This window comes from Myceligenerans pegani (assembly GCF_014892515.1).
Taxonomy (GTDB): domain Bacteria; phylum Actinomycetota; class Actinomycetes; order Actinomycetales; family Cellulomonadaceae; genus Myceligenerans; species Myceligenerans pegani.
Window position 1 is genome coordinate 64,968 of the sequence record NZ_JADBGR010000077.1, and the last position, 20,871, is coordinate 85,838.

Consider the following 20,871-nt stretch of genomic DNA (forward strand, 5'->3'; position numbering starts at 1 on the left):
ATGGTGACGACGAGACGAACAGCACGAGCGATCGCCCTGACAACCTCCCTTCTCCTCGCCGCGACGGCGGTTCCCGCCATGGCCCAGCCCGGTGGCGCCGCCGGCCCCACCACCCCGACCCGGGACGCTCCCGCGATCCCCGAGATCGCCTGGGGCAGCTGCGACGACGGCGCCGACGCGTTCGACTGCGCGTCCGTCGAGGTCCCCAGCGACTACGACCGTCCGCACGGCCCGACGACGACGGTCGCCGCGACCCGCCTGCCCGCAACGGACCCGGCGAACCGGATCGGCAGCGTGTTCGTGAACTTCGGCGGCCCCGGAGGCGAGGGCGTCTCCACCCTGCACCAGCTCGGAGAGCAGTTGTTCGAGCCGTCCGTCCGTGAGCGGTTCGACATCGTGTCGTTCGACCCACGCGGCGTCGGACAGTCCGACCCGGCGACCTGCTACCCGGACCAGGAGAGCGAGTTCGAGGCGACGTCCAGGATGCTCACCGAGCTCCCGACGACGCGGCGGGAGGAGGCGCGGTACATCCTCGAGGCGGCGCAGCTCGGCTTCGCCTGCACCACGACGTCGCCGGACCGGTTCTCCACGGCGTCGTCGGCGAACGTGGCGCGGGACATGGACGTGCTCCGGCAGGCGGTGGGCGACGACGAGCTCACCTACGTCGGCTACTCGTACGGCACGATCCTCGGTGCGACGTACGGCATGCTCTTCCCCGACTCGGTCCGCGCGATGGTGCTGGACGGCCCGCTCGACCCGCGGGAGTGGTCCGGCGTGGGCAGCGACGAGCTGGTGAACACGCGACTGCTCCAGCCGCGCGGCGCCCACGAGGCGTTCGCCGAGCTCTGGCGCCTGTGCGAGGAGGCCGGCCCGGCAGGCTGTTCGACGGCGTCGCTCGGCGACCCTGCCGCGATCGCGGAGCAGGTGCTCACCGCGATCCAGGACACGCCGGTCGAGGTGCCGATCGGCGACGGGGAGACCCTGACGTACACGTACACGACCCTCGTCTTCGACACGTTCTTCAGCTTGTACGGGGTGGACGGTTACGCCCCCGTCGCCGACTTCTACACGTACCTCGCCGCCGAGCTCGGGCTCGTGGACACCGCGCGCTCCCGCACCGCGGCCACGGACCTGGATCTCTCCCGGTTCCACCGGCGCGTCGAGGACTACCCCTCGGTCGGCACCCAGCTCGCGACCTTCTGCGCCGACGCCGAGACCCCGGGCAACCCGTGGGCCTACCCCCGCAAGGTCGCCGAGCTGAACGAGCAGTACCCGCACTTCGGGCTCGCCCGCGGCTGGCTCGGCATCCACTGCGAGTTCATGCCCCTCCAGGACGAGGACGCATGGACCGGACCATGGCACCAGTCCGTCGACGCTCCGGTACTGGTCATCGGCACGCGCTTCGACCCGGCAACCCACTACGACCACACCGCGCCGTACGCGTCGCTGTGGCCGGACGCCCGCACCCTGACGATCGAGGGATACGGTCACACGACCCTCAGCGTCGGCAGCCCCTGCGGCCACGCGGCGATCGCGGAGTACCTGGTGAACCTGACCGCCACGGACGGCGCCGCCTGCGAGGCGGCCCAGCCGTTCGGGCCGGCGGAACCGGCGACGACGCGGCAGGAGCTGCCAGGGCTGCCGTTCGCAGGCCTCTGACAGCAATTGTCAAGGAGTTGTGGAGTTCGGGGGGATTCCGGGTTCCGCACAACCTTCTGACGTGCAACCTCGTCGGGAGTGACGACAGCGTCACCACTCAACCCCGGAGGTTGTCTTGAAGAAGCGATTGTCACCCAGGAGCCGGCTCACGGCCGTCTGCCTGGCCGGAGCGATGACCCTCGGGCTGTCCGCGGCCCAGTTGACCGCGGGCGCTGCGCCGGCCGAGGACTCCTCGGCCGGCGCCACCGCGGCCGCGACCGACAACGGCCTGAGGATCACCGGCCCCAAGAAGGTGGACGCCTACGCCTACCCGGGTGAGAAGTTCGCCTTCATCGACTCGGCGCGCTATCTCGCCGCGCCGCAGGTCGGCTACGAGTTCGTCACCAAGCGCGACTCGTACGGCGCGACGCCCGTGATGACCGTGACCACCGTCGACGGCGGGGAGAAGGGCAAGACGGTCACCGTCCCCGCCAGGCTGGTCGACGGCATGAACGGGATCAAGAACGGCCTGCGGGTCAGGATCGTCAATTCCAAGGGCAAGGAGCTCTTCGACAAGAAGCGAACTCTATGCCCCACCGGCTACGACGCCCAGCGTGTCGCGCCGAACGGCCCGTCAGAGGCCACCTACCCGACCTTCTGCGGCGGCAACTGGTTCACGCGGTCCGTGGTGTTCGGCGTCGACCAGGGATGGGCTGCGAACATTGAGGCGTACGCCGACGTCGCGGGCGTCAAGATCGGACACAAGCTCACGATGACAACGGCAATCACCAAGCCGGTGGCCAGGCTGCTCGGAATTCCCGATGACGAGCGGACGCTCACGCAAAAGGTCACCGTGCGCAACGCGGAGGAGGAATGGGGCGACGACGACGGATTCGCGGGCGAACCCGTGGAGGGCTTCAGCGCCGAGGGCGCCGATGTCGGCCAGCTGATGCAGGACGTGTCGCCGGGGACGGCCGCGGCCGGTGGCATCGAGGACCCGGGCGTCGTGGAGCGCACGCCGAACCGCTACCTGGCCGATGAGATCAAGCGGGCCGACAAGGCGCGGGCGAGCAAGAAGCCGGGCACGAAGGGCGCCTCCCCGAGGGTGGCGAACCCCGGCGGCGACACGCTCCCCGACCTCGTCGCCGAGCCCGCCTGGTCGATCGGCACCGAGCGTCAGGGCGGCAAGGACCGGCTGACCTTCAACGCACACGAGTGGAACGCCGGCCCCGGCCCGCTGGTCGTGGAGGGCTTCCGCCGCCCGAACAAGGCCGTCATGGACGCCTACCAGTTCTTCTACGAGGACGGCAAGCAGGTCGGGCACGCGAAGACGGGCACCATGAAGTACCACGCCGCGCCCGGCCACAACCACTGGCACTTCCTCGACTTCGCGCAGTACGAGCTGGTCACGCCCAAGGGCGACCTCGTCACCACGAGCGGCAAGCAGTCCTGGTGCCTCGTGCCGACCGACCCGGTGGACATGCTCGTGAAGAACGCCACGTGGCGGCCCGAGTCGATCGGCCTGGACAGCGCCTGCGGCGGGAAGGAGGCCACGTGGCTGCGCGAGTCGCTGCCGGTGGGCTGGGGTGACACCTACGTGCAGTACCAGACCGAGGCGTTCGACCTCACCGGCGTCCCCAACGGCACCTACAAGATCCGCATCACGGTGAACCCGGACGGCAACCTCCACGAGGTGACCGACGAGAACAACGTAAGCCTGCGGAAGGTCGTCATCGGGGGCAAGCCGGGCGCGCGCACGGTCAAGGTCCCGAAGATCGACGGCGTGGACACCGAGACCGGTGACCTGATGTTCGCGACGGAGACGGCCCGCACGGCCGGGACCGCCTCGACGTCGTCGCACGCGCACGACCACACGCACACGCACTGACGGTTCGACGGACGACGACGGCGCCGGGTTCTCCCCGGCGCCGTCGACGTCCGTTCGCATTTCTTTCCGGTTCGGCCCTACCGGTTCAGGCCCGGCGGCGTGCGCGGGGACCTGCCCGGGGTGGCCTCGGTGAGGCTCTCGAGCAGCGCGTGGTACGCGGGCTTCTTCTCGAACTCCTCGGTCATGATCGTCGCGTAGCCCTCCGGGAAGACGCCCGGGACCCAGGACCGCCCGTCGTCGAAGCCCCAGACCGTGTAGCTCGTGCAGGCGGGAACGTCGAGACAGGCCTGGAGCATCTTGTCGTACCGCTCCGCCTGGAGCGCGATCTGCTCGGCGTCCGGCTCACCGTCCTCGCCGAGCGGCATGCGGACGTCGGCCTCCGTGACGGCCACCTTCAGCCCGAGGTCCGCGAACCGCTCGAAGTTCTCCTGGATCGACTCGTCGAACCCGTACTGCAGGCTCAGGTGCCCCTGTGCGCCGAAGCCGTGCAGCGGCGCGCCGTCGGCGAGCAGCTCCTGCGCCAGTTCGTAGTAGGCGTCGGTCTTGGCGTTGATGCCCTCGGCGTTGTAGTCGTTGAGGAAGAGCACCGCCTCCGGGTCCGCCTCGTGCGCCCACCGGAAGACGTCGCCCAGGAGAGCGACCGGGTCCTCGGCACACGCCTTGAGGAAGGGGTTGGCCTCTGTGCGCAGGCGCACCCCGCCCTCGTCCCAGTCGTCCTGGAAGATCTCGTTCGCGACGTCCCACTCGTAGATCTCGCCGGCGTAGCGGCCGACGACGGTGCGGACGTGGTCCTCGAGGACGTCGCGCGCCTCCTCGCAGGTCCAGTCGGCGGCGGCGTCGATCACCCACTGCGGGTTCTGGCTGTGCCAGAGCAGCGTGTGCCCGCGGACCTCCTGCCGGTGGGCCTTCGCGAAGGCGACAACGGCGTCCGCCCCGGAGAAGTCGTAGACGTCGGGCTCCGGGTGGACCTCGGCCCACTTCATGTCGTTCTCCGGGGTCAGCGAGTTGAACTCGGCCCCGAGGATGCGCTGGAACTCGCCTCCGTTCTTGCGGTCGTGGTCGAGGAGGTCGCGCTGACCCCAGACGGCGCTGCCGATCTTGAGATCGCGCGGCGTCTCGGAGCGCAGGGTCGGCTCCGGAGGACAGGCCAGGGCCGCCGGCCCCGTCAGTGCGAGGGCGGCGAGAGCCGACACCGAGATCGCGGCCACCCGCCTCATGCTCGTGGAATGGGACATCGTTGTTCCTCTCCGGTCAGGTTCCGGCGACGTCGGGCAAGTCGTGGAACTGTCTCGGAGGGTAACGATATCGATAACGTTTTCGCAAGGTGAGGTCGCGGCTCGGGACACCGCGCATCGTTCTCGGAGGGACTCGAGGTGCGACAGCCCCTGTGGGAGGTCGGTCTGCGTAGGATGGCGCGATGACCGTGAGGATGGACAACGTCGGCATCGTCGTCGAGGATCTCGCCGCGGCGATCGAGTTCTTCCGCGAGCTCGGACTCGAACTCGAGGGGCAGACCGTCGTGGAGGGCGAGTGGGCCGGACGCGTCACCGGCCTCGGGAACCAGCGTGTCGAGGTCGCGATGATGCGCACGCCCGACGGCCACGGCCGGCTCGAGATCTCGCGCTTCCTCGAGCCGTCCGTCGTCGCCGACCATCGGAACGCCCCGGTGAACGCCCTGGGCTACCTGCGCGTCATGTTCGCGGTGGACGATCTCGACGAGACCCTGGAACGCCTGAGCGAGCACGGCGCGGAACTCGTCAGCAGTGAAGTGGTCCGGTACGAGGACGTGTACCGGCTCTGCTATGTGCGCGGGCCCGAGGGCATTCTCGTCGGACTGGCCGAGGAACTCGGCTGAGATCGCCCGCGGTGGCGCGGGAACCCCGTGACCCCTGGCCCGCCAACCGTCGTCACTGACAACGCGGCGGCCCAACTACGTGGCCGGCTGGTCGGACGGGTGCCCGTCCGACCAGCCCTCGTGGCTCAGCGGCCGCCGGTCAGACCCGGCTCCACCGCTGGTTCGCGCCTGAGTGGCACGACCACACGATCACGGACGTGCCGTTCGCGGTGGCCGCCCCGTTCACGTCGAGGCACAGCGACGGGAACCGGACGCTGCTGATCGAGCTGCCGTTGAACGTCCACTGCTGGTTGTTGCCCCCGTTGCAGTCCCACAGCTGGACCCGCGTGCCGTTCGCGGCGTCCGGGGGGATGTCCAAGCACTTGCCCAGCATCCGCAGCGTCTGGCCGTTCTGGGTGATCTGCTGGTTGACGCCGTCGTAGCAGTCCCAGATCTGCAGGCCCGTGCCGTTGGTGGTGGTGCCGTTCGGCACGTCGAGGCACCGGCCCGCGGACTCGCTCCGCAGGCGGAACGTGTCGCTCGAGGAGACGCCGTTGAGCGCGTCGAGGACGGCATGGTAGGCGGGCTTCTTGTTGCCCGAGCGGTCGAACAGCAGGGGGTTGTCCGAGCGCCAGGAGGTGTCGTCGCGCACACCCCACACCGTGATGCCGGTGCACCGCGAGACCGCCAGGCACGCCCGGGTCACCGCCCCGTAGATGTTGGCCTGGTTGCCGCCTTCCGCCACGTCCAGCTCGGTGATCTGCACGTCGACACCCAGGTCGGCGAACCGCTGCAGGTTGGCCTGGTAGTCGCTGGCGAGCGAGGTGCCCAGGTGCGACTGGAACCCGACACAGTCGATCGGCACCCCACGGGCCTTGAAGTCCCTGACCATGTTGTAGATCCCGGTCGACTTCGCGTTGATCCCGTCGGTGTTGTAGTCGTTGTAGCAGAGCTTGGCGCCCGGGTCGGCCGCCCGCGCGGCCCTGAACGCCGCCTCGATCCAGTCGTTCCCCGTGCGCTGCAGGTTCGAGTCCCGCCGGCCACCCGAACCACCGTCGGCGAACGCCTCGTTGACCACGTCCCAGGAGTGGATCTTGCCGCGGTAGTGGGTCGCCACCTGGGTGACGTGGTTGAGCATCGCCTGGCGCAGCGCCGGACCCTCCATGTTCTGCATCCAGCCCGGCTGCTGGGCGTGCCAGGCGAGGGTGTGGCCGCGCAGCTGCTTGCCGTTCTGCAGGGCCCAGTTCGCGATCTGGTCACCCCGGGAGAAGTTGAACTGGCCCTGCTGCGGCTCGGTCGCGTCCATCTTCATCTCGTTCTCGGCCGTGATCGAGTTGAACTCACGGTTCAAGATCGTGGTGTACGCCGACTCGCTCAACCGCCCGGCAGGCACCGCCGCACCGAAGTACCGCCCGCTCTGCGCGGCCGCGGCGCCCAGCGTGCTCTCCGCAGCCTGCGCCGGCGCGGCAGCCATCAAACCGGCAACCACCGACACGACGCACAACGCCGCACCCACCAAGGCGCGACGGCCTGGTCTTGATGTAGTCCTCATCGCAACTCCTCTTCTACGACACCTGGCGTCATCGACAGGTCGGGGACCGAACAAGAAACTCCGGTCGTTAGCGATCACATATCATATAACTTGCAGGCCGGCGCTCTGGCAAAGAGCTGAAACGATTGAGGTGCCGCAGAATGACCTCATCGCGAGGCCGGGCTTGGCCGGGTTCGCGGCCTCTGGAACAAGGCGTCGGCGGTCCTGTCACGATCAGCCCGGGCGTCCACCGCAAGGTTCTCAAGGCCATCCAGCCAGGAGGGCACGAAGTGACCAGCACCTATCAGGCCACCGTCGCCCGCGACCTCACGTCCGGGGCGATGACGCCCCGGACGTGAATCCGGGGCTGGATCTGCAGGTGACCACCGGGATCCCTCTCCGGAGACAGGCAGTGCGGACACGCGTACGCCGGGTAGGTCTGCTGAGTCCTGGCGCGGACAATATCGTGACATCCGCAGTCGCACGCGGGAGCCAACCCTCAACGGGCACTCTCCTGCACTGACCCGAGGAGCGAGCATGGCGCAGTACATCATCTACTTCAACCAGCAATGGGTGGGAGAGCACAGGCCGGAGTGGTTCGCCGAGCGCGGCCGACTGGCCAACGAGGTCGTCGAGGAGATGAAGCGCGCTGGCGTCTACGTCTTCGCGGGCGGCGTCGACGAGAACCTCGACAACGCCTTCAGCGCCGACCCCACGGGCGGGACGCTCGCGATCACCGACGGGCCGTACCGCATCCACGACGTGCACCTCGGCGGGTTCACCGTTGTGGAGGTCGACGACGACGAAGCGGCCAAGGTGTGGGCCGGCAAGGTCGCCGAGGCGTGCGGCTGGCCGCAGGAGGTCCGCCGAGTCTGGTGACCCTGGCGGGTTCCGTCGTCAACGCGCTGAAGGGAACGGACAACGGATCGGCCGACGTCGTCACACGTTGAAGCGGAACGTCGTCCAGGGGAAACGGTGGGGGCCGGTCGGATGCGGCGGCGGCTGGGATCGTTGGATTTCCAACGATCCCAGCCGTTGGCGTGTATGGCGTCCGACGGCGGGGTGCGGACTTCTTGCGGACTGGCTGCGGACTGCATCGCTCCCTGCTCCCGCCGCTCCGAGCAGTCGGCAGCAGAGCGAGGCCGCCGGCTACGGCGAGGGAGCTGACGTCGACTGGCGCCGGAACGTCCGCATTGACGTGAGCTACCGCCGATAGGCTGCCGGACGTGGTGACAAAGGTCGATCCGCTGGCGGGTCTGGACGAGGTCGAGTGGGAGCGGCTGGTCCACGCGTACGGCGCCGCCAAGGACGTACCGGCAAACCTGCGTGCGCTACGCAGCCGAGACCCACGGGTTCGACACGGAGCGCTGGTCCACCTGAGCGCTTCCGTGACACACCAGGGCAGCAGGTATTCGGCGTCTGCTCCCGTCGCTCGGTTCGTCGTGGAACTCGTCCTGGCCCCGGACGCGCTCGACCGCGAAGGGCTGCTTGAGTTCCTGTGTGCACTTGCGGTCGGGATCGACGACGAACGGTTGCCGGCTGGGGTGCCGATCGCCGAGTGGCGGGGTGAGGCCGCGCAGGTGGAAGCAGAGCGCGAGGCGCTGATTGCTGGCGCGGCAGAGTGGGCAGACAGCGAGATGAAGCGTGGCCGGGAGCGTGAGCTGTGGCTCCGCAATCCGTTCGGCGGCCTAGCCACCAGTCCGGACACCGTCGCTGCCTACGACGCGGTACGTGACGAACTGCCCCGCCTTGTTCAGTTCCTCGGATCGCACCGGAGCGTCGAGCGCGCACGCGTCGCCTACCTGACCGGTATGTTCCCCGAGTTCGCGGCACGGACCGTGCCACTCCTCGCCGACCGTCTCGACGTCGAAACCGACGAGCACGCATTGACGGCCACGCTCATCGCGCACGGATTGATCGCCAGCCCGTCCGCGACGCTTGACCGTGTGGCACGGTTTCTCGACGACCAACCGCCGCTGGTGCGTTGGGGCGCGGCAACGGCGCTGGCCCGAGCATCAGCAACCGCCTCCAGGCCACCAGGCCGCCGAGTCATCAGGGTCCTCATCGACTCGACCGTGCACCAGGATGTGCCCGATCTTCGGATCCACGACGGCTGGATCGGGTCCTATGCGGCCAAGAGCCTGGCATCGATCAGGCACTGGCTCACCGCGGCGGACGTCGAGGATCTTGCCGACCGGCTTCCGCTCGCCGCCTCCAGCTTCAACCGCGGCCACTTGCTCGACACCATCCTGTCCGCCGCGTTTCCCGGCGCGGGCCGCGCGGCTAACGTCAGGCTGGACGGCCTGACACCGGTGCAACAGCACGTCCTTCGAGCGGTCCTTCCGGTCTGGGAATCGGACGACTCGTGGATGAGCATGATCCCTGGCGCCTTGGCCCGCCACGGGCTCATCTGCAGTCGTTCCGAGATCGAGGTGGCCCTCACTACCGGCGGAACGGCATGACAGCCGATCAGAGCGCTCCTGCACGGGCTATCGCGACCGGCTGGACGAAGGGCGCCCTGGCGGCGCTGGGCCTCGCGCTCATGATCGTCGGGGCTTCCCAGGACCTCGCCTGGACGACCTACAAGCTCGGCATCCTGCCGCCCGGGCTCTGGCATGTTCTGGAGCACGGGGGATACGACGGCCCGTTCAGCGAGAACTTCGAAGCGGCGATCGGGCGGGGTCTCACATGGACCGTCGGCTTCATCATCGTCTCAGTGGTCGCGCTCGCCACCGTGAGACGCCGAGCGGTCCACCGGCTCCCCGCAGCCGTCGTCGTACTCGGCACGGTCCTCATGACGTCGTGGGCACTGCTGGGAAGCGCCGGCCTGTCTCATGGCGACGGGCGACAGGACTTCCACACGCTACGACCCGCACTCGACGGCGTCGTCGAGCACGCCCTCCATGGCGACCTCGACGGACCGTACGCCGAGCTACCCCGAACCCTGGAGTTCGTCTCCGTGACCGGCTCCGTCGACGTGTACCGCGATGCCGAAGACCCCGACGCGGTAACCGTCTTCGTTCCGCAGTGGGCACGGCTGGTCGACGACGCTGGCGGCTACATCTACTCGCCCCACCGCACACCCGACGTGTACATGCGCGGCATGGCCTGCACCGACCCGGCACGCCTGGACGGGGGCTGGTGGTCCTGCGGGATGCCAACTCGATCTGATTGAGGCCAACCACCTTGGGGCAGGATGTGCGACGTGGATGAAGCAGGGAACGGCGGCGTCGATGTGCGCTGGTTCACCGTGGGTGACGGGGCGGCTCGGGGAATCGTCGAGGTGGCGATCAGGAGCGCCCTGGTGGCTCAACGGGCCCGCTTGGCGAGGGTCGCCGTCGACATCGTGTCGGACCGCGACTGGCCGACGAGTGTTCACGCGGCCGTCCGGCTGGCCGAGGAGCGCCTGACGCGGAACCGGCAGCGCGACATCTCCCTCACCCTCGACCCGCGCCTTGACGAAGACTTCGACATCCTGCATGCGCTCGCTCCGTTCAGCATCGGGAGCACGGGAACCAGCTCCCGTGGCGAGCACATCTGGGACGCGAACGACACCGGCACCAGCGTGGCCTTCGCGCTCACCCACCGAGGAACACGCCGTGAGGTCTGCCATCACCGCAGCCGGCGGCGTCGCGAGTGACCTGAAGCTCCTGGCGGAGTATCACCTGAGCCAACGGGACCTCAGCTACAGCGTCGTGGGCGGCACGGCGCCAGGCGCAGAGCGGTGGCAGCCACCCGACAGATGGCGCGCATACGAACGCACTGTCCGGCTCGGCACCGGAACCGATCTGTGGAATACAGCTTCAACGGCGGCCCTCTCCTGGGGCATCAAGACGCGGAGCGGATTCGCCGTCGACCCGCCCCTGGAGGAAGGCCGCGTCGCGCGCCAAGGGGAGCGCTACTGGCTCCTCGCACGAATCGGACCCATCCATGTGCGGGAGCCCGTGGAGGTCGTCGCGACGTTCGCCACCCGCCGCCGCGCCGCCCTCGCCTACGGCACACTGGCAGGCCATCCGGTCTCCGGGGAGGAAGCGTTCATCGTCAGCAGGGACGACGACGAGAACGTGAACCTGACACTGCGGTCCCTCACGCGTGCCGGCCGGGGCCCGTGGCGCGCGCTCTTTCCGGTGATCTTGATCGCCCAGCGCATCTACCGACGCCGCTACCTCCGCGCACTCCGGCACGACAGTGAATGAGCGTTCGACGGATCTCCTCCCCCGACAGCAGGTCGCAGAAGAAGCGGACGGATTGGCCCGTACGCCGGGTTCTCCTGGAGGATGGGGCGGTATGTCTCGCGGTGTCCAGCGGCTTCGTTGGGCACCGCGAGAACGTTGGAATCGTGCGGTTCCTCGTTGGCCTCCCCGCGTTGGCGAGGAAGGCACCGGATGGGCTGAGACGGCACTCGTGTGTACCCGATGTGTACCGACCGGCATCGCCGTACCTCGGCCCCATACGGGTACTGCCAGGCCGCCGACTGCTTCACCACGGCATCAGGTCGGGGCCTTCGGCCAGCCCCTACATGGGTGAGATTTCCCTGCTTCCGAGACAATCCGTGCGCTCGCGCCGTACCTTTTCAGTTGTGCCTGTCCAGACGCCATGTGCCGAACCCGGGTGCCCGACGCCCGCCGCGTTCACGACCAGGACCAAGCCCGCGTGGTGCAATGAGCACATCATCGCGATCTTGGCTGTCGGAGGGCTTGAGCCCGTTGAACCTTTCCCAGGCAAGCCGACGGCATGGTGGCTGACCAAGTGCACTCGATGCGGCTGCGTCGCGCACTACCGGCTGGTGTACGTCCTGGACAACAACAAGATCGACACGCCAACGTGCCGCGCTTGCCACTGGCGCGACTGGGCTGCGACAGCGCGCCGGTTGCAGGGCCCCTACGCCGGCACCGAGCCCGTGCCCATCGAGAAAGCACGGACGCTGGCAGAGAACAACGGGTACGAGTACCTCGGCGGGCTGACCGACCCGTCTCTTCCCGACGATCCACATCACGTGCGCTGCGTGTACTGCGGGCGGTTGTCCGCCGATCGGCTCGGCGACATAGCCTGGGGCTGCCAGTGCCAGGTCAATCCCAGGCGTAACGCATCCAGCGAAGCCTCACCGAAGAGGGTAAAGGTCCTGTTCAAGGACTCTGATAGCCCCGCAGTCGACTGGTGGGACCACGGACGCAATTCTGCCGAGTCGTGGGCGACCGCCACACCCAAGGCTCGGCGTGTGGTCTGGTGGCTGTGTCCTGAGTGCGGACACAATTTCGAGAAACGAGTCCTGGACATGACCGGTGGCGTGGCATGCCCGGTCTGCGAGCCGCGACGGCAAGCTGCATGGAGCGCCGCCGTCGACAAGTACAAGCACACTCCGGTCAGCAGCCTCGCCGAACTATTGGAGGCGTGGGACGACGAGGCGGACCCCGCGACCGTGATGATCGCAGGCGATTGGGAACTACGACGGTTCCGCTGCCCGGCAGGGCACCATCCACGCGTGGGCCCGCTGCGCTACCTGACCGCCGGATGCCCCCACTGCCGCGGGCAGCGCACCATGCAGAACACGCTCGCGGCGCTTGAGGACGACCTTGCCGCCTACGGCATGAACCCCGAGATCGCTGCCCAATGGCACCCATCGAAGAACCAGGGTCTCAAGCAGGCTCACATTCCGCCGACCTCCCGACGCACCGTGTGGTGGCGCGAGGAGAGCTGCGGTCACGAATGGATGGCCACGCCGACCGAACGTGACAAGCGTCAGCGCCTGCGCTGCCCCGAGTGTCGCACGATCCTGGACTCCCTCGCGTACCACTTTCCCGCCCTGGCTCGGCAGTGGGCGCCCGACAACCCCGTCACAGCCTGGCACGTCCGCCCCTCCGCCACCTTGTCGTTCGTCCCCAGATGGATCTGCCCCCAGAACCCTGACCACGTCTGGGAGGCGTCTCTGATCTCGCGGACATCTGGATCCACCTGCCCCATGTGCAAGCAGGTCGGAACGTCCGCACCGGAGCTGGCGATCCTTCAAGCCGCTCATGACCGGTTCGGCAACGCCACTTCGGGCAGACCGCTGCGCCACCAGGCGTTTACCACCCGGGCGGTATGGCACCCCGACGTCACCGTCGACCTACCAGACGGTGACCTCCTCGTGATCGAGTACGACGGGTCGTATTGGCACGCGAACAAGGCCCATGTCGACCTCGCCAAATCCCTCGACCTGCTCGCCGCCGGACACCATCTGGTTCGCCTGCGCGAGCATCCGCTTCCACCCTTGACGATCAAGTCGGAGCGATACTACGAGATCATCGTCTATGCAACAGCCCCAGATCCCACCAACGTCGTCGCGGAGATTGCCGCCTGGCTGCCTATGGCCGAAACGAAGCCGTTACCATAGGCGAACCCGCCAGACCGTCGCTGCCAGGGACAATCCTTGCGCCACTTGCGCCCGAGGGCTCTGGCCACTTCGGTCGCGAACGCAAAATCTCTACACTCTACATTCCACCCAACGCGGCGATCGTCAAATACCTAGATGGGCGCTCTTGTTCTTCCTAGAGTCCAAAAAGCCAGAGATGCCGAAGCTGCAGCCAGAGTTTCAGAAGGGCCCCAAAATGCAAAGAGCTCGCTCAAGTCACACGTCAACAGGCGAAATTTTCGATAAGAAGACCCCGGAGCGTCGCCTTGTCTAATCCATTCAGGATCCAATCGGGCGACCCGAATCCAGTCGAGGTAACTGAGGCGCATCTCGCTGTATCAGAGGATGTCATGCGAGAGCTATCTCGCGAAGTAAGCAGTATTCGGCCTGGCGATCGCAGGCTGCACATTCGTATCGGGCACTTCGAACAGTCGGGGTTCTTGAATCCACTGCTCTACGGATTTTGGATCATGCCGGCATTCCCAGGCGCTACCGATCCGAGACCGATTCCAGGTCTCGACCAGTTGGGCAGACCATGGGCGGTCGAAGCCCTTAAGGATTGGGCCTCAGAGAACGAGGTGGACGCTCTTATCGAAGGAAAGAGCGCGCGTCTGCAAACTCCAAACGAGAGCACTGCTGATTCTCCTTCCATCTGGGCCTGCATTATCGATCGAACGATCGAAGCTCAAACCGAGTCCACGCTCAGTGCGCTTGCAATGCTTCTGGAACGTCAACTAATGAGTCAGCAACTGATCAAGAAGGACGAGTTTCTCGCCGACTATCCGACACGAGCAGCCCACGTCGATGCAGACGCGATCAAGTCGATCGGTGATGTTGTGCGCATGGAAGGCTGGCGCAGTGCCGCCCGAGCAATTCGCGCACGCGCTGAAGCTGTGAACTATTCACTCCACGTGGAGTATCGCTCTCCCTCGTTCACCGTCGAAGATGTGCGCCGTCGAATGCCCATCGTCCGACATGTATACAATAGCGTCCCCGGGGTCCGCGACTCGATCGATCGAATAGTACACAGCATGACATCTGGCTGGCATATTAAAGGACCAGGGCCGGAATCCGCATTACAGCGCGTGCGAGACGCAATCGAGAGTTCAGGAATTCAGGAACTAACCGCCCTATGCGCTCGTGACGCACTAGTATGTGGAGTGGGCGCCCTCTCACTCGGTCCTTTGCCCCTACGTGCGGCGTGGCTCATTAGGCCGGAGAATATTCTCGATCTTAATCTTGATGAGGGATCGGCCCTCGCGATCGCCGAAGACGGATCGCGCCAGGAAATGACCGGGATTCTCGGCATTCGAGGATCCACGCAGTCAGGTCTCGCCACTGGATTAAGCCTGTTGGAGCCCATGGTGATCACGTCCGCGAATCGGGACCTCTACCTTTATACCCTACTTAACGCACGTGTGATAGCAGAGCTTTCCCGCGATAGTGCGGTTACGTCTCGTGCAGCGATGACAAGACAGGTTGCCTTGCATCACCTCAGGGAAATGTCGAATCAGTCTAGCATATTCAACCCCGTTGTGAGTCGGATTTCAGTGCCGCCCCAAGACATGTACGGAGAAGGGCGCGAAGAAATGGCGCCCGCCGTCGACCATCTCGGGTTGGGTGCGCTGTGAGAAAGGGGTCGGTAGTGAATGCAACCGAGCACGCGCATCGCGCTATGGTAGTAGCGACATTCGGCAATCGAACAGGCTTGCGACGGTCGAAATTGACGGGACGGTTTAGGAATATTGCTCGATCATTTGCAGCGGCCCGCAAAGCAGCTACTCCACTATTGCGTCTGCTTGGATTGCTTCCCGCACCAATCTTGGACATGGTCCTTCCAGTAGCGGCTTTTTTGGCTATAAAAACTACACTCGCTGCAGATGGTGCAAAACGCCGCGATCTGGTTGAGGCTTTGGAATCTCACAAGATTGGTATCAGCATCTTGGCGGATCGATATCCTAGAGATGCTTCAATACGCGAGGTTTTTGAGCAAGTTGCCGCATTGCCGGAGGTGTTGCGGCCCTGGGGCGTTCGCTGGATCGCGACTCGGGCCCCGCGCGGTGACCTTGCGCGCGTCATCTACGAGGCGCTCGTGCTCGATGGCCCTGCGGCAACCGGGAGGGTGCGAGTCGAAGCCTCCTTGGCGCTGATTCGCCCTATTGCTTCCGTACTGCCCGAAGCGCAGGCGGTTCGGCTCATCAGGCCGCTATGGACGTTGGCATCAGCACCATCTGACCCATACTCGCCCTCTGGCCACCGATCGGCTGCCTCCACGGCCTTGGTAGGTTTGCTCGGGGTACGGCGTGATATCAGACCGGCGATCATCGATCTGGTCAAGAGCCGACCGCCGCGAGAGCGGCCGCTGATCCTAGATCTCATTGCGCGCTCCGTGCGAACAGCAGGCTCCGAGGGGTCCGAAGCATTCCGTGAGTTCGTGCCGTTGCTCGGGATGACAATTTCGGAGACGGAAAGGTTTGCTCGAATCGCTGATCTCAGGGAGCGCACGAAGGCCGAGCCTCGCACAAACGCGCAGGCGCACCGATTCGCACCCCACCGGCTCCGTGCTATCTACCGGGTGTTGCTAATCTTTCATCCAGTCGCACTACTGGCACTGGCGTTCCATTACCCGAATCTCAATTCGCGCTTGGAATCGCTCGAGAACTTTGCGGGCATTCCACTCGAAGTGGGTATCGCACTAATTGCGGTGATGGCCACGATTCACGTCTTCACCGTTCAGTTTGCGACATCAAGGCTGCCGGCGGCTGTGGCGAGAGTGACCGGTGAACCGTGGCAGCTATGGGGTGGTTACGTATCAGGTGCAGCGCTCGTCGTCGCGACGGTTGTGTCTCAGGGCGTTGATGGAGATCGGTTGTGGGTAGCCGTCGAGATGTTGCTGTTGCTCGATACGCTCATCTGGCTCGGCAGCGCCTTATCGCGCACATTTCATCGAACAGGAACCGCAGAGGCGTGTCGCGTTTACATGCGCCGCCATATGCATAATTGGAGACGCGCGGGTCGCAGGCTGGGTGTGATTCAGGTGAGGGCGGCAGAACTAAAGCGAGCAATCGATCCTCTACCTTTTGCGGGTAGCGGGAGTGCGCGGGAGATTGTTGGACGGGACCTTATTCGAATTGATGCATCTAGGCGCGGCATTTTCCTACCAGTGCCTAGAAAGATTTCCAGAATCCTCGTAAACCCAATCTTTGCCGGACCGGTCTACCTGCAGTTCAGCTGCGGTTTTGGCCTCATTGCAGCAGAAGCGGAGCGGCTCGCAACTGTTAGGATCGCTAATGGAAGGCTGCCAGCGCGGTTGGAGAAGCGTCTGGCAAAGGTGCTCCGACCGACCAATGCCAGCAAAATCGAGAACGTCTCTTCGGATGCGATTTCACTTTCCGCGTTGGCGCTCCGTATTGCGGATTCTGGCGACCTCAGGCTTGCCGAGGAGGTTGCCGAGAATGCCGCACAAGTGGTGGTCGCACACCTAGGCGAGGCCCAGCAAGCTCGCGCTCGTAACAGCGTCGGGGTGCGCCGAAATATAGATTCGGAGGACAGCACTGAGACCGTCTATCCAGTAACGCCTGCGCTCCGAGACGTACTGGACTTTCTGGTCCAGCGGGTCGCGGAGCGGGAGGGCGTTTGGAAGACTGCTGATGTCGTTGTGCGGCGTTGTCTTTCGTCTTCTACGCGTGACGACCGAGCTGCGATGATTCTGGTATCACTCATAGGTGACTCGCGTCACGATTTTCCTGCGTCCCCCGCCTCTGAGTGGCTTCGACACGCGGGGTTGAACGCTCTGCAACATGATGACGACTTTGCTTTCCAGGCTGCCGTGCGCGCGTTGCGACAACGCGCTCAGTTGTTCACAGGGGAGTCCAGCGCTAGCCGAGCACTTGTCAGCTTGTGCGCTGCCAGCTTGCGCTTGGGGCCGGACAGGTTCGATACCGCGTGGACTGAAGCCATGCAGTGGCTCCGAGCTAGCTCCAGTGAGGTTGCAACGCGTATCTCTCTGCAGGTTGGAGCGTCCGCGCTCGACTGCGGCGGGTTCAGGGCTGTTGTTATTTGTGCAATGCAAGTTGTGAGTGATGAAAGATTTGAGATTCTGAACAATCAGACCTCCTATGACAGAGTTTTTGGTGAGGCGGCATTGGCTGAGCTATCTGCCGTCGATGTCGGAGACACGCCGACGGATCGGCTTGAGCACTTTCGGGATTTGGTTTCCGCGATCCGAGAGTCCTCTGCGATACCCTAAGATCCTCTATTGGCCAACAAATCGAAACAGCTTGTCACGACACGCACAATGGGATGTCGGAGCACGTCGACGATGAGAGGCGACCTATAGGCCACAACGCCCTAGCGTCCAATGCTCGCGATGGCATCGGAGTAGGCGCGGGCGCGTGGGTCGTCGGTGAGCCTGGCGCGTTCGAATTCGCGGGAGAGTTCGTGCGCGACGAGGGTGAGGCTGGGTGCGGAGCGGCGGTCGCCTTCGAGGGCTTGGAGTCCGTAGTCGAGTGCGGCGTCGGCGTCTCCGGCGCGGGCGGCGACGACGGCGAGGGTGATGCGTGCTTCCTGGTTGCGCATCGGGTTGCGTTCGACGCCGTCGGGTCGGACGCCGGCGCGTAGGGTCTCTTCGGCGTAGAGCTGGGCGAGGCTGTCGTTGCCGACGTTGCGGTGGACGTCCATCTCGTAGTAGTGCCACTTGGAGGGGTCGACCACGAAGTGGTCGTCGGGGTTGTGCGGCGAGGGCAGGTCCGCGAGAACGACCCGGCCGCGTTCGAGGCTGAGTTCGGCCTGGCGGGAGTTCCCCAGCCGGGACCATGCCTTGGCTGCCTGCGCGGCGAGTTGCGCGGCTACGCCCCGGGCTCCGGCGACCTCGATGCCGTGTTCGGAGGCGGCGATCACGCGGTGCAGGTCTCCGTTGGTGAGGGCGAACCAGGCGCTCATCTCGTGCGCCCACCCCATGACGTCGCGCTCGTCCACCTCGTGCGCGAGATCCAGGGCGTAGCGGCGGGTGGCTTCTGCCTGTCCGGAGGCTCCGGTGTCCTGCTCCACGCATCCCACGAGTAGTGCGAGTCGGCCGGACAGTGCCAGCAGGTCGCGGTGCTGCCGCAGGCTCAACCGCTGATCGAGCATGCCCCCGATGCGGTTCAGCCAGCCCATGCCCTCGATCCGTAGTTCGTCGGCGCTGCGGTATCGGTACTCGCTGCACAACCGGTCCACGGTGATCTGGATCGCTGTCACGGTGGTGTCGCTGATGGTAGAGCGCTGCAGTCTGGCGATCAGCTCGGCGGTATCCATCCCCGCTTCGCGCAGCAGTTCTGAATCGCCGGCCGGGCGCTCGGGAGGGAACAGGTCCCCGGCCACGGTGCCGAACGTCTCGGCGATGTACGGGGCCCACACGGTCGGCCGGACCCGGCCGGATTCCCAGTCCTTCCACTGCCGCAACAGGCTCTCCTGCGATCCGCCCTCGCGCCCGTTCTGGCGGGTGTAGATCGCGCGCAGCATCGTCACGGTCTGTGCTTGCGACCATCCGCGGGTCGAACGCTCGCGGCGTATCCGTTCTGCCCATTCCGGCCGTTCGGTCATGCCTCCATGGTGCCGTACGCCACAAGTGGGGAGCCAGGGGGAGAAATGCGCCTCCCCAAGCTCTCACCCGGTCTCACCTATACGAGAAGGCGGCGACGCCGAATGCTTGAGACATGCGGCGACAAGACCGGCAAGGGCGCCCTTGGCGACGAGCCGGTCGAGTCGCAAAGCGGTTCTGTCGCAGGAAGTTCTCGAACTCGATCGACCGGAGCACGACATGCTGACCACCCCACACGAGTCCACGACGCCCGGCCGCCCGGTCAAGGTGGTGTTCCTCGACTTCGACGGCACGATCGTGCGCGACGGGGACGACATCGTGCCGGAACCAGTACGCCACGCGATTACCCGGACCATCGCCAAGGGCATCAAGGTCGTGCCCTGCACCGGTCGATCCGCGCTGGGCATCTTGCCCGTCGCCGAACTCCTCGGACTGGGCAAGGGCTCGATGTTCATCGCCTCCAACGGCGCGATCACCGGCGAGCTGACCGGGAAACGTCATCGTCCGTTCGATGTCGTGCGTAAGCGGGTGTTCGACCCGTGGGCCGCGCTGACAGTGGCGATGGCGGTCGAACCGCAGGTCAGCATGGCCGTGGAGCAGGTCGGGGTCGGGTGGCGCGTGAACAAGCCCTTCCCCATGGGCCGGCTCAGGGGGCTCCAGCACATCGTGGACGAGCGGGTCCTGTGGTCCGAGCACACCACCCGCGCCGTCGTCCACGCACCGGGGATCGCCGCCTACGCCCCACAGATCGAGGGCGCCGGGTTCACCGCGACCCCGGGCGCCGACGACTGGATCGACGTGACGCAGCGCGGCCTGTCGAAAGCGACCGAGGCCGATGCGCTGCGACGCCGGTGGGGCATCCACCCGGACGACACCGCCGCGATCGGCGACGGCGCGAACGACATCCGGTTGCTGCACCAGGTCCAGCACGCCTTCGCCATGGGGCATTCCAGCCAGGCGGTGAAGGACGCCGCCGACTACATCACCGGCACGCTCGACCACCATGGCGCGGCCTCCGCGCTGAACACCCTGACCCTGTCCACGCGGAAGCCCGAGGCGGCCCTGACCCCGACGAAGGCAGGGACACGATGAGCATCTTCGAGGGCGAGGAAGACTTCACCGCCGAGACCACACACGGACCGGCGCGAGAGCCCACGCGCTGGAAGGAGGGCGATCGCGTACGGGTCGTGGGCGGGTCGCGCCTGCTGCTCGGCGCGACCGGCACCGTCGTCGAGGTCGACGTCTACGAGGCCGGGCAGGTCAGGGTCAATATCGATCGCGCCGGGTTCGGCAGGGCACTCCTGGCTTCCCACGAGCTGGAACCGGCGGACGAGGCAACGTCGTGATCTGGCTGGTGATCGGCTACGTCGTCCTGCTCGCGGTCCTACTGGGCGTGCTGCGTACCTCACGGGTGCGGCGGTAAGCCCGTCACGCCGCACTAACTCCGCTGGCCGCGCCAGCATCGCCCCCCGTCCATGGCCGCTCGCTCACCGGAGGATCGTCGATGTCCCAGCACGCCCCAACGCCTGAGCCGCTGCTCGCGGTCGGGTACGCCTGCAACGGGTCCCAGCGTGTCGAGGTCCAGGGCTACGCCGCATCCCAGGGCTACCGACTCGTCGAGATGGTCGAGGACCAGCGTGACACGACCACGATCAGCCAGATCACCCAGCACTCCCGCGACGCGCAAGCGCACATCGTCATCCTGCCCGGCGCCGCGCTCTTGTCGGCCGCGCGCAACCGGCTGGAGAAGGAACTGGCCCGACTCAAGGCCACGTGCGTTGTGCTCGGCGCGCCGAACTCCCCCACCCCGGCCGTATTCGCCCGCGTCCTGCCCCGCCGCGCTCTCGACGCCGCCATCACCGGCAGACACGCCAAGGAGCACACCGCCGGGCGGCATCACTCGACCGGAACCACGGATGACATATGAGAACTTGCGGCCGGGCGCGCACCCCCGACGTTCCTGCACTGCGGCAGCAGCGCCCGACCGTAGGCCCGCCACCCTCGGTGG

17 protein-coding genes are annotated in these 20,871 nt (G+C 66.1%); 14 read left to right on the forward strand and 3 right to left on the reverse strand.

Annotated features, from left to right (window positions below; genetic code table 11):
- The first annotated feature begins 78 nt into the window (after positions 1–78).
- Both IIE03_RS10290 and IIE03_RS10295 read left to right on the forward strand, forming a co-directional pair.
- Positions 79–1,659, forward strand: a complete 1,581-nt coding sequence (locus IIE03_RS10290; protein WP_192862659.1) for an alpha/beta fold hydrolase — start codon at positions 79–81, stop codon at positions 1,657–1,659.
- A gap of 115 nt (positions 1,660–1,774) precedes the next feature.
- Positions 1,775–3,526, forward strand: a complete 1,752-nt coding sequence (locus tag IIE03_RS10295; protein WP_192862660.1) for a lysyl oxidase family protein — start codon at positions 1,775–1,777, stop codon at positions 3,524–3,526.
- Positions 3,527–3,603: 77 nt separating this feature from the next.
- Here IIE03_RS10295 and IIE03_RS10300 read toward each other — a convergent pair whose 3' ends face one another.
- The gene (locus tag IIE03_RS10300) at positions 3,604–4,761 is read right to left on the reverse strand and encodes an endo-1,4-beta-xylanase (RefSeq protein WP_192862661.1); all 1,158 of its coding nucleotides are present in this window, start codon (positions 4,759–4,761) and stop codon (positions 3,604–3,606) included.
- A 182-nt stretch (positions 4,762–4,943) separates the two neighbouring features.
- On the opposite strand from IIE03_RS10300, the gene IIE03_RS10305 reads away from it, so the two are divergent.
- A complete protein-coding gene (locus IIE03_RS10305; protein WP_192862662.1) occupies positions 4,944–5,381 on the forward strand; it encodes a VOC family protein in 438 nt (145 codons plus the stop codon).
- 139 nt (positions 5,382–5,520) lie between these two features.
- On the opposite strand, the gene IIE03_RS10310 is transcribed toward IIE03_RS10305, so the two are convergent.
- Positions 5,521–6,834, reverse strand: coding sequence for an endo-1,4-beta-xylanase (locus IIE03_RS10310; protein ID WP_225997556.1), 1,314 nt, complete (start codon positions 6,832–6,834; stop codon positions 5,521–5,523).
- A 594-nt stretch (positions 6,835–7,428) separates the two neighbouring features.
- Between IIE03_RS10310 and IIE03_RS10315 the strand changes: the two genes are divergently transcribed.
- The 8 genes from IIE03_RS10315 (at position 7,429) to IIE03_RS10350 (ending at position 17,531) form a co-directional block, all read left to right on the forward strand.
- On the forward strand, positions 7,429–7,770 hold the full coding sequence (locus IIE03_RS10315) for a YciI family protein (RefSeq protein ID WP_192862664.1): 342 nt from the start codon (positions 7,429–7,431) through the stop codon (positions 7,768–7,770).
- Positions 7,771–8,117: 347 nt separating this feature from the next.
- On the forward strand, positions 8,118–9,353 hold the full coding sequence (locus tag IIE03_RS10320; RefSeq protein WP_192862665.1) for a hypothetical protein: 1,236 nt from the start codon (positions 8,118–8,120) through the stop codon (positions 9,351–9,353).
- Positions 9,350–10,066 (forward strand): hypothetical protein, encoded by a 717-nt coding sequence (locus IIE03_RS10325; protein WP_192862666.1) that lies wholly within the window; start codon positions 9,350–9,352, stop codon positions 10,064–10,066. Before IIE03_RS10320 ends, IIE03_RS10325 begins: the two co-directional genes overlap by 4 nt.
- A 30-nt stretch (positions 10,067–10,096) precedes the next feature.
- Positions 10,097–10,531, forward strand: coding sequence for a hypothetical protein (locus IIE03_RS10330; protein WP_192862667.1), 435 nt, complete (start codon positions 10,097–10,099; stop codon positions 10,529–10,531).
- On the forward strand, positions 10,491–11,087 hold the full coding sequence (locus tag IIE03_RS10335) for a DUF1990 family protein (RefSeq protein ID WP_318842912.1): 597 nt from the start codon (positions 10,491–10,493) through the stop codon (positions 11,085–11,087). Before IIE03_RS10330 ends, IIE03_RS10335 begins: the two co-directional genes overlap by 41 nt.
- Before the next feature lie 383 nt (positions 11,088–11,470).
- Positions 11,471–13,264: a zinc-ribbon domain-containing protein gene (locus IIE03_RS10340; protein WP_192862668.1), complete on the forward strand. Its 1,794-nt coding sequence runs from the start codon at positions 11,471–11,473 to the stop codon at positions 13,262–13,264.
- Between the two features lie 458 nt (positions 13,265–13,722).
- Positions 13,723–14,913: a hypothetical protein gene (locus tag IIE03_RS10345; protein WP_192862669.1), complete on the forward strand. Its 1,191-nt coding sequence runs from the start codon at positions 13,723–13,725 to the stop codon at positions 14,911–14,913.
- A gap of 197 nt (positions 14,914–15,110) precedes the next feature.
- Complete coding sequence (locus IIE03_RS10350) at positions 15,111–17,531, forward strand: hypothetical protein (RefSeq protein WP_192862670.1); 2,421 nt, start codon at positions 15,111–15,113, stop codon at positions 17,529–17,531.
- 101 nt (positions 17,532–17,632) lie between these two features.
- Here the strand turns inward: IIE03_RS10350 and IIE03_RS10355 are convergent, their stop codons facing one another.
- Complete coding sequence (locus tag IIE03_RS10355; RefSeq protein WP_192862671.1) at positions 17,633–18,865, reverse strand: XRE family transcriptional regulator; 1,233 nt, start codon at positions 18,863–18,865, stop codon at positions 17,633–17,635.
- 217 nt (positions 18,866–19,082) lie between these two features.
- Between IIE03_RS10355 and IIE03_RS10360 the strand changes: the two genes are divergently transcribed.
- The 3 genes from IIE03_RS10360 (at position 19,083) to IIE03_RS10370 (ending at position 20,790) form a co-directional block, all read left to right on the forward strand.
- Positions 19,083–19,955 (forward strand): HAD family hydrolase, encoded by an 873-nt coding sequence (locus IIE03_RS10360; RefSeq protein WP_192862672.1) that lies wholly within the window; start codon positions 19,083–19,085, stop codon positions 19,953–19,955.
- Complete coding sequence (locus IIE03_RS10365) at positions 19,952–20,209, forward strand: KOW domain-containing RNA-binding protein (protein WP_192862673.1); 258 nt, start codon at positions 19,952–19,954, stop codon at positions 20,207–20,209. Before IIE03_RS10360 ends, IIE03_RS10365 begins: the two co-directional genes overlap by 4 nt.
- Before the next feature lie 158 nt (positions 20,210–20,367).
- The gene (locus tag IIE03_RS10370) at positions 20,368–20,790 is read left to right on the forward strand and encodes a hypothetical protein (RefSeq protein WP_192862674.1); all 423 of its coding nucleotides are present in this window, start codon (positions 20,368–20,370) and stop codon (positions 20,788–20,790) included.
- Positions 20,791–20,871: the final 81 nt, after the last annotated feature.